Genomic DNA, 12,835 nt, shown 5'->3' with positions numbered 1-12,835 from the left:
GCAATTTTTTATACATAATGAATTTCATAGAAACCAAACTTAAAGGATGTTTTATCCTTGAACCAAAAATATTCAAAGACGAACGCGGTTACTTCATGGAAAGTTTCAATGAAAAAACTTTTCAAGAAGGCGTGGGTCAAAAAGTGACTTTTGTTCAGGATAACCAATCGTTTTCCACTAAAGGAGTTTTAAGAGGATTGCATTATCAATGTGGCGAACATGCTCAAGCCAAATTGGTTCGTGTTTTACAAGGTGAAGTTTTAGATGTGGCGGTTGATTTACGTCCCGAATCAGAAACATATGGTCAATATGAAGCGGTTTTACTTTCAGGTGAAAATCAAACCCAATTTTTTGTACCAAGAGGTTTCGCACACGGATTTTTAGTACTTTCAGAAACGGCAACATTCTTTTACAAATGTGATAATTTTTACAATAAGGAAAGCGAAGGCGGATTAATTTATAACGACTCAACTCTTAACATTGACTGGAATTTTCCTTTGGATGAATTGATAATTTCTGAAAAAGATCAAATATTACCTTATCTTCAAAACGCTAAGAAAGTATGGTAGTATTAGTTACAGGCGCCAATGGTCAGTTAGGACAATCCATTCAATTTATTGCGGATAAACATCCAAATATTCAGTTTGTGTATACCGATTTTCAAGAAATGGATATTACGAATCTTGAAAGTTGTCAAACCGTTTTTTCAAAATATAAACCTCAATTTTGTATCAATACCGCAGCTTATACCGCAGTTGATAAAGCAGAAAGCGAAGCAGAAAAAGCGCAATTAATTAATGCTATTGGGCCAGAAAATTTAGCTAAGATTTGTAAAGAATTTGATACTATTTTAGTTCATATTTCTACAGATTTTATTTTTGATGGAACTTCAAAAACACCTTATTTAGAGTCAGATATTCCAAATCCACAAAGTGTTTATGGACAAACCAAATTAGATGGAGAAATTGCTATTCAAAAGAATTGGGAAAAACATTTCATTGTAAGAACTTCTTGGGTGTATTCCCAATTTGCAAATAATTTCATGAAAACGATGTTACGTTTGGCTTCGGAACGAGATAACTTATCTGTTGTAAACGACCAAATAGGAACACCTACAAACGCTGTTGATTTAGCAGATGTTTTGCTAAATATTATAACTAAAGATGAGATCCAAATATCACATTTTGGAACCTACAACTTTTCAAATGAAGGTGTTTGCTCTTGGTACGATTTTGCTAATGAAATATTCCATCAGAGTAAAATTTCCATACATTTAAATCCAATTCCAACAGAAGCCTATCCAACGCCTGCTAAAAGACCGGCATATAGTGTTTTAGACAAAACGAAGATTAAAAAGGTTTTTGGTGTTTTAATTAAGGATTGGAAAGAAAGTTTAAAAGAAAGTTTAAACCAATTAAACTAATGAAAAGAGCCCTACTTTTTATCTGTTTTTCAATCTCATTATCTTTTTCTCAGGAGAAATCATCTGGATATTTTGATGTTCAACTTTTTAGAGGAAATATTATAAAACATACCGAAGATGTTGGGCATTTGATTTCAGATCATCCAGACGGATTTTTACTAAGTTACAACTGGAAAACTTTTGGAAAAAAAGAATGGGAACAAGTTTATAATTATCCCGATTATGGTATTTCATTTCATTATTTAGATTTTAATAATCAATATCTAGGGTATAATGTTGCCCTAGGATTACACTATAATTTTTACTTTTTCAATCGAAATTTAATGTTTCGAATTTCACAAGGTATTGGTATGACATCAAGTCCTTATGATAAAGAAACCAATAATAAAAACAATGCTTTTGGAACTAAAGTAATGGATAACAACTACTTTATGTTACAGTATAAAAAAGAAAATCTTATTAATCGAATTGGTTTTCAAGCAGGATTTATGCTAACGCATTTTTCAAACGGAAGATTTAAAGCACCAAATAGCGGAATTAATACTTTTGCCTTAAACGTTGGGTTGAACTATAATTTAGGTGAAAAGCAAGAATATATTAAGGATTCTTTACCAGCATCTACAACTTATAAAGAACGAATTAAATATAACATTGCATTTAGAACAGGTATTTCTGAAGGTCCAGTTCCAAATTTAGGACAACGTCAATTTTATCATATTGGTTTATATGCCGATAAAAGAATTGGACGAAAGAGTGCTTTACAATTAGGAACTGATGTTTTCTTTTCCCGATATTTAAAAGATTATATAGAGTTTGTTTCGGTGGCTTTTCCTCCCGGACATGAATCTTATACAGACCCTGATACTGATTACAAAAGAGTTGGATTGTTTGTTGGGCATGAATTATTCATAAATAAACTTTCTATTGAAACACAACTTGGTTATTATGTTTATAAGCCATTTGATTATGAAATTGATATCTATCAAAGAGTTGGGATAAAATATTATCTTTATAAAAATTTATTTACCGGTGTTGGATTAAAAACCCATGGCGGAAGAGCTGAAGCTATAGAAGCTACAATAGGAGTACGATTATAAGATGAGAAAAATTATTTTACATATAGTTACTTTGTGTTGCCTAATTTTGGTAATGAGTTGTGGTATTTCCGAAGATTGTTTTAAAGGAAATGGAAATCAAGTAACCCAAACATTTCCTTTAGAGAATTTCTCCAAAATAAAAGTTTATGATGGTGTAGGCTTAGTTGTTAAAGAAGGATCAAATTACGAGGTTAAAATTAAAACATCGGAAAATATCATTGACAACTTAGATGTTAAGCTAGAAGGAAATATGCTGGTAATTAAAGATAATTCTTCTTGTAATATTGCTAGAGATTACGGACAAACAACGGTTTATGTTACTATTCCAGATGGAACTAACCTGCCTTTAATTCAAGAACTAGAATTGCATTGTAAAACCGAACAAAAAATTAAATCCGATGGGATATTGCACTCACCAATTATTCGTTTGTTCTCAATTGGAGATGATGGTGATGGGGCAGGAACAGCTGATTTTCAAATAGCTGTAGATAACGGGCAGTTAGTTATTGAAAGCAATAATGTTTCCAATTTTTATATTAATGGAAATTGTACAGAAATGTTATTAAATTTTTATTTCGGAGATGGACGGTTTTATGGAGAAAACTTACAAGTTGAAAATATAAAATTATATCATAGAGGTTCAAACGACATGTTTGTCTACCCTGTTCAAAAAATAGAAGGAACTATTTTTGCAACAGGAAATGTTATTTTAAAAAACGTACCACCGATTGTTGATGTAGAAGAGGTTTACAGAGGAAGAGTAATTTTTTAAACATGAATCAAAAGAAAAACATCTATTGCTTAACTCCCGTTTATAACGACTGGGAAAGCTTTGTTGTTTTGATTCAAGAAATTAGTCATTTAAGAGACAACTTAAATGATTATAATTTTTTTGTAGTAGCAGTAAATGATGGTTCTACTGAAGAAATTCCAGAAGATTTTGATTTCAAGAATATACCTACTACCGTTTTAAATTTAAAAATTAACATTGGTCACCAAAGAGCTATTGCTGTTGGTTTACAATATATTTACAATGAAATTTCTGATTATGATTTTGTTGTGGTAATGGATAGTGATGGAGAAGATAAACCAAAAGACATTAAGGAATTAATCAACAAAGCAGAGCTAGAAAAAGAAAAGAAAATCATTTTTGCTCAACGTAAAAAACGTCAAGAATCTACTTATTTTAAGATTGGTTATTTCTTTTATAAATATTTGTTTTACTTCTTAACAGGACAAAAGATAAGTTTTGGAAATTTTAGTGTTATTCCAAAAAGATTACTTTCAAAAGTAGTACATCAAAATAACATTTGGAACCATTATTCGGGCGGTATCATTCAATCTAAAATACCATTTGAAAAAGTATTACTTGATAGAGGAAAACGTTATATGGGCGTTTCTAAAATGAATTTTAATAGTTTAATAGTTTACGGATTAAGTTCAATTTCGGTTTATTTTGATTTTTTATCTATTCGTATTCTTAGATATTCATTGTATGGAATAGGCATTTGTACTATTTCTGTTTTATATATATTATACCAAAAATTATTTACCGATAATGCGATTCCTGGTTGGGCATCAAGTTTGACATTGATTATTTTGGGCATTATTTTACAATTGTTTTCTGTAACCTTGGTTGTTCTGTTATTACAATTGAGTTCTAGGAAGCATATAAGTGGACCAAATATTAAGCAATATCTAAATTTTATTGAAAATGAAATAAAAGTAAATTTTTATAAAGACTAATAGATTAAACGATTAGCAAAATAATTTACAAGTAGGATTTTCAAATATGGAGATTCATTTTTTATTCAACCATTTATTACATTTATTGCTGTTTTTTGTAGAATTATTTTATATAGATATGTAAATTTGAGATCGCATAAGTTTAGCTTAAGTATTAGTTTTTATAATTGTAATATTGTTTTTTAGAAATCAATTTACCTTTAGTTAAGTAATAGGATTAGTTTTATATTTATAGAAAAAAAATAATAGATTTAAGTTTTAGTGAAAAAGAAATTAGCCATCATAGGAGCGAGTTATTTGCAGCTTCCCATTGTTTTAAAAGCAAAACAAATGGGGGTGGAAACACATTGCTTTTCTTGGTTAGAAGGAGCTGTTTGTAAAGATTTTGCTGATTTTTTTTATCCTATATCTGTTTTAGATAAAGATTTAATTTTGGCAAAATGCGAAGAAATAAAAATTAACGGCATTACAACTATTGCTACAGATATGGTAGTACCAACAGTATGTTATGTTGCGCAATCATTGAATTTGATTTCTAATTCGTATAGTTCTTCAATTATTTCAACTAATAAGTTTGAAATGAGAAATGCTTTTAAAAGAAATAGTTGTAATACACCTAATTTTATTGAAACTTCAACATCAGAAATCGATTACACTAAATTTGACTTTCCTTTAATAGTTAAGCCTGTTGATCGTTCGGGGAGTAGAGGTGTTTCAAAAGTAAATAACTTTAAAGAGCTCGAAAATGCAACTCTAGAGGCTATTAAAGAGTCTTTTTCAAAAAAAGTAATTATTGAGGAGTATATTGAAGGAGTAGAGGTTAGTGTAGAAACTATATCCTGGGAAGGCGAACATACGATTTTAACTATAACTGATAAAATAACAACAGAAGTACCTCATTTTGTAGAACTTGCTCATCATCAACCCACTCAATTATCACTTGAAATTCAAGAAAAAATAAAAAAGGAAACCATAAAATGTTTAAATGCATTAGAAATAAAATATGGGGCAAGTCATTCCGAATTTAAAATTACACCTAAAGGCGAAGTTTTTGTTATTGAGGTTGGCGCTAGAATGGGTGGAGATTTTATAGGCTCTCATTTAGTCGAATTAACTACGGGATATGATTTTTTGAAAGGAGTTATTGATGTTGCCTTAAATCAATTTCAACAACCTGTTTGTACAAAAAGTAAATGTGCAGGGGTTTATTTTTTATGCAAAGAAACAGAAAAATTATTGCCTTTTTTTAACCAAAAAAATGATTTTGATTTTCAAAAAGACATTCAAAATTTAGAATTAAAAAACATTACAAATAGTAACGATAGGTCGGGGTATTTAATTTATCAAGACAACAAAAGAATTGAATTATTATGACTTTATCAGTAGTTACAACATTATATAAATCAAAACCTTTTTTAGAAACTTTTCTAAAGGAAATTATTGCCAGTATACAAATAATTAAAATCACGGATTTTGAATTAGTTTTTGTTAATGATGGCTCACCAGATGATTCTGTAGAATATTTGTTAGAAAGAAAAAGTGATATTCCTCAAATAAAAATTTTAGATTTATCTAGAAATTTTGGACATCACTATGCAATACAAGCGGGATTAAATTATGCTTCAGGGCAATATATTTTTTTAATTGACAATGATTTAGAAACACCACCAAGCGTTTTAGTTGAATATTATAATGAAATAATAAACGACAATACTTTAGATGTTGTCTATGGTTATCAAGAAACAAGAAAAGGGAGTTTTATTGAAAAAAAAGCAGGAAGTATTTTTTGGATTTTAATTAATAAATTATCAGACACAAAAATTCCACACAATATTCTTACCGAAAGATTAATGACAAGGCAATATGTAAACGAGTTATTACGTTTACAAGACGCTAATTTATTTATTGGTGGTATGTTTTATTGGGTAGGTTTTAATCAAAAAGGAATTGCAGTAAAAAAAGGTTTAAGACAGGGCGCTAGCACTTACACCTTAAAAAGAAGAGCCGAATTAATGTTACAAGCTATTACTTCTTTTTCTGGAAAACCACTAGAATGGTTATTTTATATTGGTATTTCAATTTCTTTCTTTAGCTTCCTATTTTTAATATATTTAGCTTTTCAAAAATTAATTTATCAAGATGAAGTACAATTGGGTTGGACATCAATTGTAGCTATTAATGTTTTAATTTTAGGAATTATCTCTACCTTTTTAGGATTAATAGGTATTTATATTTTTAAAATTTTTAAACAAGTACAGGGCAGACCAAATGCTATAATAAAAAAAATATATGAATAAAAAGAAAATAGTTTTTTTGGTATCAGGCGGAGGTGGAACCTTAAAATTTATTTTTTTCGCGATTGAAAAGCTACAACTTCCAATTCAAATTGTAGGGATTATTGCTGACAGAGTAACAAATCTCGAAAAATTCGCTAATAAAAATAATATTTATTATAATCAAGTTGCATATAAAAGATCAGAACCCAAAGAACTACAAAACGAATTGAATCAATTAAAACCAGATGTTATCATTACAAACATCCATAAAATAATTGATAGTGATACACTTAATATGTTTCCTTCAAAATTCATTAATTTGCATTATTCGTTATTACCAAGTTTTGCAGGTTTTATAGGAATGGAAACAGTTGAAAAAGCGAAAGAACAAAATGTTGGTTTTATTGGCGGCACCTGTCATGAAGTAAACGAAATTGTAGATGCAGGTAAAATCATTCATCAAGGTTGTTTTGCAGTGGATTGGAATAACGACAAAGAAATTATAGATACTGTTTTTAAAACATCTTGTTTAGCAATTTTAGGTGGAATCTGTACTAAAATAGAAATAAAAAAAGAAGGTACAGAAAGAGTAATTATTAATGATAAAGAGATAATATTTTCTCCGAGACTTCCAGTTTCTAATTTAGATTTTGAAGAAAATTTTTGGGTTAAATTAAAAAAAGAACATGATACCATTTAACAAACCTTATTTAACGGGCAAAGAAACACAATATATAGAAGAAGCTGTAAAATCGGGCAAGATTTCTGGTAACGGAATTTTTACACAAAAATGTCAACAGTTTTTCGAGTCTAATTATGGCTTCAAAAAAGCTTTGTTAACCACTTCATGTACCGATGCGTTAGAAATGGCTGCGATTTTGATTAATATAAAAGAAGGAGATGAGGTAATCATGCCATCTTACACTTTTGTATCTACCGCAAATGCATTTGTACTTAGAGGAGCCAAAATCGTATTTGCCGATAGCATGATGAATCATCCAAATATGGATGCGACTAAAATAGAGGCTTTAATTACATCCAAAACAAAAGCAATTGTTCCCGTTCATTATGCCGGAGTAGCTTGTGATATGGATGTGATTATGGATTTAGCAAGAAAGTATGATTTATTTGTGGTTGAAGACGCAGCTCAAGCTATTGATAGTTATTTTACAGGAAAAGATGGCACAAAAAAAGCCTTAGGTTCTATAGGACATTTAGCAGCGTTTTCATTCCATGAAACCAAGAATATTATTTCCGGAGAAGGCGGAATGTTAGTTATTAATGATAAACAATTTATCAATAGAGCTGAAATTATTTGGGAGAAAGGAACCAATCGTTCTTCTTTTTTCAGAGGTGAAGTAGATAAATATGGTTGGGTAGATATTGGAAGTTCATTTTTGCCGTCAGAAATTGTAGCTGCATTTTTATGGGCACAATTAGAAAATTTAGAAAACATTCAAAAAGTTAGAAATCAGCTTTGGAGAGAGTATTATTTAAAATTAGCAGATTGGGCAAAGGAAAATGAAATTGAATTACCTCAAATTCCAAGTTATGCAACAAATAATGCACATATGTTTTTTTTAAAATGCAAAAGTATTGAACAGAGAACGCATATAATTAATAAACTAAAATCAAAAGACACTCACCCTGTTTTTCATTATATTAGTCTACATTCAAGTCCTTTTTATTTAGATAAACATGATAATAGAGTACTACCAAATACGGATGTTTTTACAAATACACTGTTAAGATTACCATTGTTTTATGAGTTAGATATACAAACTGTTATTAATCAATTATTAAATATCAAATGAAAAAAATTATTAATCAATTATTAAACAACAAATGGATAATATCAATATTATTTGTTGCAATTTTTTTAAGATTATACAAAATTGATTATCAGAGTTTATGGATGGATGAAATTTATACAATGAATATTTCAAATCCAGAAAATTCATTTTCGACAGTAATTGATGAGGTAAATAATAGAGATGGTTTTCCCTATTTATATTTTATTTTATTAAAAATATTTCATGCTTTATTTGGGTTTAATTCTATTATTGCAAGACTTTTTTCGGTTTTTGGAGGTATTATTTCAATATATTTAATTTATATATTAACAAAAAAAATTATTAATAAAAATACCGCATTAATAGTCTCTTTATTGTTTTGCTTAAGTCATTATCACATATATATTTCTCAAGAAGCTAGACCATATTCTTTATATTTAGCAGTAACTATTTTTGTTTATTATAGGCTATGGTGTTTTTTAAATGACAAAAGTTTAAAAAATGCAGTTTTTTACGGATTATCGGCAGGTTTATTATTAAACATTAATTTTTTTGGATTTATAAATCTTTTTAGTCAGTTTATTTTTATCCTTTTTTATTTTTATCAAACAAAACAAAAAATCTCAAAAGATATATTAAAACAGTTTTTTATAATTGGGATAATTACAATTCTAATATTTTTGCCAAACATTCAAAAATTTATATTACTTTTTGGAAAAGGAGAATTTTGGGTACCAAAACCAACACAAGATTCTTTTACAATAATGATTAAAGAAGTTTTCGGAAACTCAGAATTTTTATTGTTTTTGTATTTGGTAGTATTTCAATTCCTATTGTTTAATTTATTTAAACTAAAAGGAAATGTTTCAAATAATAATAAACTATTAGCATTCACATTTTTACTATTTTGGGGAGTTGTTTTTGTGCTATTTTTACTTGTTAAATCATACGGGGAAGTTTCACTAATACTAACTAGATACTTTACAAGTGTTATTCCAGTAATTTATATATTTATTGCATGGGGTATAAATGAAATAAAAAATAAATTCCTGAAACATCTCGCAATAGTTTTAATTATTATTTTTTCACTAATTAATTTGGTATTAGAAAAAAAATATTATGATTCACCAAATAAAGCACAATTTAGAGAAGCTTCAAATACAGTTATTGAAAACAACTCTAGAAAACACGAAGTATATACTAGTCAAAAGTATTGGTTTGATTATTATTTTAATAAGTCAGAACAAAATCCGGTAGTTGAAAAAGAATTTGAAACGTTAATAAACGAAATGATTAACGATTCATCAAAGATTCAATCTTTTTGGTATTTAGATGCATTTGGAAAAGTTTATCAACCAAGCGATAAATCTTTAGAATTTATAAACAAAAACTTTGTAATTGATGAATCTTTTGATGGATTTCAAGGGTGGGCGAAGCATTTTGTACTAACTAAAGAAACTCCTCAATTTATAAATCTTAGTGGATTAGATATAAAATCTACTTACAGTGGAGATTCATTTATGAATAACATTGAAATTTTTGATATTAAAGACAATTTACTTTCGGTTTCTGGATGGGCATATTTTAACAATATTTCATCTGAAGAAACAAAGTTATATTTAGTACTAATAAACAACAATACCCAAATTGATAGAGTAAAACTAATTCCAATTCAATCTATAAACAGGCCTGATGTTACAAGTTATTTCAAATGCGATTTTAACGCTGACAACTCTGGTTTTAAAGCAGATTTTGAAATTAGTAATTTAAATAATGAAGAATATAAAGTAGGAATTTATCTGGAAAACAAAAAATTAGCAAAAAAAGGATTGTTTGTTTCTGATAAAATTATTAAATAACAAAAAAAACTTTTACATTTGCGCAAATAAAAAAACGATAAAATGAAAAAAATATTTGTATTATTACTATGTATTTCAATGTTTTCGTGTAAAAATGAAACTGAAGAAAGCAAAAGTACTATTTCGACTACCGAAAACACACCTGTTGAATCCGTTGACAAAACATTAGTTAGAGTAGCATTTAACATTGTTGCAGAGAAAGATGACAAAGCTTGCTTGTTTTATACTGAAGACGGTACAATAAATTTTGATGATAAGAAAACTGTATGGGCAGATATTAAAGGATCAACTCAGGCTCAAGAGGTTGTTTTTAATTTACCAAAAGAAGTATTGCCAACACACATAAGAATTGATTTAGGAAGAGGGAAAAATCCAGAACAGTTGTATTATGATATAAAAGGTTTCAAAGTTACTTATCTTGATAAAGAATTTTCTGCTCAAGGAAATGATGTGTTTAATTATTTTTATCCAAATAAAGACATCAATATTATTACACCAAAATCTACTATGTTAAAAAAAGTTAGCAAAGATCAAGAAACAGGTGTTATTTTGTATCCTCACCAACCACTTTCGGATGAATTAAGTAAAATTGTAAAATAATTTTATTCAAATATTTTAAAAAAGTTACCCTTAATAGAGGTAACTTTTTTATTTTTATGAATTCATAAAATACTAAAATGAATTACGAAGAAAAAGCCCCCGATTATTTTTCTAATATTAGAAAAGACCTTATAAACTTCATAAAACCCAATTCAAAAGATTTAAAAATTTTGGAAATTGGAGCTGCTTATGGAGAAACGTTATTTTATCTTAAGGAAAAAGGTATTGCTTCAGAATGTGTAGGTGTTGATTTGTTTGAAGATGTTAACAATAAACAAAATTATAAAAACATAGATAGATTTATTTTTGGCAACATTGAACAAATCGATCTAAAGGAATATTATGGTTATTTTGATTTAATTTTATTGCCCGATGTTTTAGAACATTTGTTAGAACCAACACCTGTTTTAAATAAAATAAAAGAATACTTAAAGGAAGATGGAAAAATAATTGTCAGTATGCCTAATATTCGTCATTATTCTGCTTTAATTAAAATTTTTATTAAAGGTGATTTCAGGTATGAAGAAAGTGGAATATTTGATTATACTCACATGCGTTTTTATTGTAGAAAGAATATACAGGAGCTACTTGAAATTTCGGGTTATAAAATAATAACACAAGAAAGTTCTATAAAAAATTATAAAGGAAAATCAGCAGCCAAGCTTATAAATTTGATTACTTTTGGGATATTTGAAGAATTTTTTAGTTACCAATATTTTTTTGTAATTAAAAAATAAATGAATTACTTTAAGTCAATATCATAAAATGATTCAATTAAACAGTAGTTTTAAAAAGTTAATTTCATCATCAGGTGTAAATTTTATTTTTAGAATCTTTGGATTAGGAACTTCTTTTCTAACAACGGTTTTAATTACTCGTTTTTTTGGCGTAGGAACTTTTGGTGACTATTCATTAGTATTTGCTTTATCACAAATAATAGCTCTTTTGTTTACTTTAGGAATTCCTAATACTTTAATAAAAGTTATTGGAAACAATAATTTTACATTTTTACAAGCGAAGAAACTTTTGATTAAAGGTTTAAAGGGTGCTTTAATTTTCTCAATAATACCCGTACTATTTTTTTATTTTGGTTCAGATTTTCTATCCGAAAGTGTTTTTCATAATAAACAATTAGTAAATTATTTTTTAATTGTTTCAATTTCTATTCCATTATTTATAGTTCATGAAATTTTTCTTTATTTTTTGATAGCAACAAAAAACTTCAAAAAATATAATTTATTCATGTTTGTTATTCCAAACATATTATTGATATTGTTTTTATTTTTATTTTTTACTTTGGATAAAAATAATTACTTCACATTTATCGCTTTTTCTTTATCTATTTTTATTACCGTTTTGTTGGAAGCCTTAACTATTTTTGAGTTAAAACAACAGGAAGCAACTATATCTATCAGTACTTTAAAACTTATTAAAACTGCGTCTCCATTACTTTTTAGCAGTTTATTCATATATTTATTAAATTATACGAACATTATTATGTTGGGAATAATGTCAAACGACAAACAAGTGGGTATTTATAATATTGCCTATAAAATTGGAAGCGTTGGTTTTTTAGTAATAGTATCGGTAAGTACAATTATAACACCTAAAATGGCTGAACTTTTTGGTAAGGGAAATCTCGATCAATTGAAAAAACTTACACACAATTCAACCCGACTGATTGCTTTTTTGTCATTGCCAATAGTGTTAGTGTTAATTTTTTTAAGTGACTATATTTTGTCTTTTTGGGGAACAGAAGCCATCGCTGGAGGAAACACATTAATTATAGTTTCAATTGGGGTATTTTTTAGTGCTGTTGCGGGTAATGTAGATCAGATTTTAAACATGACTGAGAACCAAAATATTTTAAGAAATATAACTGTTTTTAGTTTTTTCGTTAACTTATTTCTAAGCTATCTTTTGATTCCTTTGTATAATATTGAAGGTGCTGCAATAGCTAGCTTAATAACCAATATTTTAATTAATGTATTGTGTTTGTATTACATAAAAAAGAAATTGGGTTTTTATACTTTATTTTAAA

The 12,835-nt window shown here is 27.8% G+C and carries 13 protein-coding genes; all 13 read left to right on the top strand.

All coding sequences use genetic code 11. From position 1 onward, the window contains the following. Window positions 1–17: 17 nt before the first annotated feature. The 13 genes from rfbC to OJ995_RS01530 all read left to right on the top strand — a co-directional run bounded on the left by rfbC (window position 18) and on the right by OJ995_RS01530 (window position 12,834). Window positions 18–569 (top strand): dTDP-4-dehydrorhamnose 3,5-epimerase, encoded by a 552-nt coding sequence (rfbC, locus tag OJ995_RS01590; protein WP_264367835.1) that lies wholly within the window; start codon window positions 18–20, stop codon window positions 567–569. Beyond that, window positions 563–1,423 (top strand): dTDP-4-dehydrorhamnose reductase, encoded by an 861-nt coding sequence (gene rfbD / locus OJ995_RS01585; RefSeq protein ID WP_264367834.1) that lies wholly within the window; start codon window positions 563–565, stop codon window positions 1,421–1,423. The genes rfbC and rfbD overlap by 7 nt, the downstream gene beginning before the upstream one ends. Beyond that, complete coding sequence (locus OJ995_RS01580; RefSeq protein WP_264367833.1) at window positions 1,423–2,520, top strand: acyloxyacyl hydrolase; 1,098 nt, start codon at window positions 1,423–1,425, stop codon at window positions 2,518–2,520. Before rfbD ends, OJ995_RS01580 begins: the two co-directional genes overlap by 1 nt. Before the next feature lies 1 nt (window position 2,521). Then, window positions 2,522–3,292, top strand: a complete 771-nt coding sequence (locus OJ995_RS01575) for a DUF2807 domain-containing protein (protein WP_264367832.1) — start codon at window positions 2,522–2,524, stop codon at window positions 3,290–3,292. A gap of 2 nt (window positions 3,293–3,294) precedes the next feature. Beyond that, window positions 3,295–4,266: a glycosyltransferase gene (locus OJ995_RS01570; RefSeq protein ID WP_264367831.1), complete on the top strand. Its 972-nt coding sequence runs from the start codon at window positions 3,295–3,297 to the stop codon at window positions 4,264–4,266. 261 nt (window positions 4,267–4,527) lie between these two features. Further along, the gene (locus OJ995_RS01565; protein ID WP_264367830.1) at window positions 4,528–5,640 is read left to right on the top strand and encodes an ATP-grasp domain-containing protein; all 1,113 of its coding nucleotides are present in this window, start codon (window positions 4,528–4,530) and stop codon (window positions 5,638–5,640) included. Then, the gene (locus OJ995_RS01560; protein ID WP_264367829.1) at window positions 5,637–6,563 is read left to right on the top strand and encodes a glycosyltransferase family 2 protein; all 927 of its coding nucleotides are present in this window, start codon (window positions 5,637–5,639) and stop codon (window positions 6,561–6,563) included. The genes OJ995_RS01565 and OJ995_RS01560 overlap by 4 nt, the downstream gene beginning before the upstream one ends. Beyond that, a complete protein-coding gene (locus OJ995_RS01555) occupies window positions 6,556–7,242 on the top strand; it encodes a formyltransferase family protein (protein WP_264367828.1) in 687 nt (228 codons plus the stop codon). The genes OJ995_RS01560 and OJ995_RS01555 overlap by 8 nt, the downstream gene beginning before the upstream one ends. Then, window positions 7,229–8,356, top strand: a complete 1,128-nt coding sequence (gene rffA / locus OJ995_RS01550; protein ID WP_264367827.1) for a dTDP-4-amino-4,6-dideoxygalactose transaminase — start codon at window positions 7,229–7,231, stop codon at window positions 8,354–8,356. Before OJ995_RS01555 ends, rffA begins: the two co-directional genes overlap by 14 nt. Then, window positions 8,353–10,194 carry a glycosyltransferase family 39 protein gene (locus OJ995_RS01545; RefSeq protein WP_264367826.1) on the top strand — a complete coding sequence of 614 codons (1,842 nt, stop codon included), beginning with the start codon at window positions 8,353–8,355 and terminating at the stop codon, window positions 10,192–10,194. Before rffA ends, OJ995_RS01545 begins: the two co-directional genes overlap by 4 nt. A 42-nt stretch (window positions 10,195–10,236) precedes the next feature. After that, the gene (locus OJ995_RS01540; protein WP_264367825.1) at window positions 10,237–10,794 is read left to right on the top strand and encodes a hypothetical protein; all 558 of its coding nucleotides are present in this window, start codon (window positions 10,237–10,239) and stop codon (window positions 10,792–10,794) included. A 77-nt stretch (window positions 10,795–10,871) separates the two neighbouring features. Next, entirely contained in the window at window positions 10,872–11,531 is a 660-nt protein-coding gene (locus OJ995_RS01535) for a class I SAM-dependent methyltransferase (protein ID WP_264367824.1), read from the top strand. A 28-nt stretch (window positions 11,532–11,559) separates the two neighbouring features. After that, window positions 11,560–12,834, top strand: a complete 1,275-nt coding sequence (locus tag OJ995_RS01530) for a flippase (RefSeq protein ID WP_264367823.1) — start codon at window positions 11,560–11,562, stop codon at window positions 12,832–12,834. Window position 12,835 lies beyond the last annotated feature (1 nt).

This window comes from Flavobacterium lacisediminis (assembly GCF_025909975.1).
Lineage (GTDB): Bacteria > Bacteroidota > Bacteroidia > Flavobacteriales > Flavobacteriaceae > Flavobacterium > Flavobacterium lacisediminis.
This window is presented reverse-complemented; position numbering and strand designations above follow the sequence as displayed.

Bases quoted from the DNA above. Each gene is read 5' to 3' on its own strand.
- rfbC (WP_264367835.1), top strand. From the start codon at position 18: ATGAATTTCATAGAAACCAAACTTAAAGGATGTTTTATCCTTGAACCA.
- rfbD (WP_264367834.1), top strand. From the start codon at position 563: ATGGTAGTATTAGTTACAGGCGCCAATGGTCAGTTAGGACAATCCATT.
- OJ995_RS01580 (WP_264367833.1), top strand. From the start codon at position 1,423: ATGAAAAGAGCCCTACTTTTTATCTGTTTTTCAATCTCATTATCTTTT.
- OJ995_RS01575 (WP_264367832.1), top strand. From the start codon at position 2,522: ATGAGAAAAATTATTTTACATATAGTTACTTTGTGTTGCCTAATTTTG.
- OJ995_RS01570 (WP_264367831.1), top strand. From the start codon at position 3,295: ATGAATCAAAAGAAAAACATCTATTGCTTAACTCCCGTTTATAACGAC.
- OJ995_RS01560 (WP_264367829.1), top strand. From the start codon at position 5,637: ATGACTTTATCAGTAGTTACAACATTATATAAATCAAAACCTTTTTTA.
- OJ995_RS01555 (WP_264367828.1), top strand. From the start codon at position 6,556: ATGAATAAAAAGAAAATAGTTTTTTTGGTATCAGGCGGAGGTGGAACC.
- rffA (WP_264367827.1), top strand. From the start codon at position 7,229: ATGATACCATTTAACAAACCTTATTTAACGGGCAAAGAAACACAATAT.
- OJ995_RS01545 (WP_264367826.1), top strand. From the start codon at position 8,353: ATGAAAAAAATTATTAATCAATTATTAAACAACAAATGGATAATATCA.
- OJ995_RS01540 (WP_264367825.1), top strand. From the start codon at position 10,237: ATGAAAAAAATATTTGTATTATTACTATGTATTTCAATGTTTTCGTGT.
- OJ995_RS01535 (WP_264367824.1), top strand. From the start codon at position 10,872: ATGAATTACGAAGAAAAAGCCCCCGATTATTTTTCTAATATTAGAAAA.
- OJ995_RS01530 (WP_264367823.1), top strand. From the start codon at position 11,560: ATGATTCAATTAAACAGTAGTTTTAAAAAGTTAATTTCATCATCAGGT.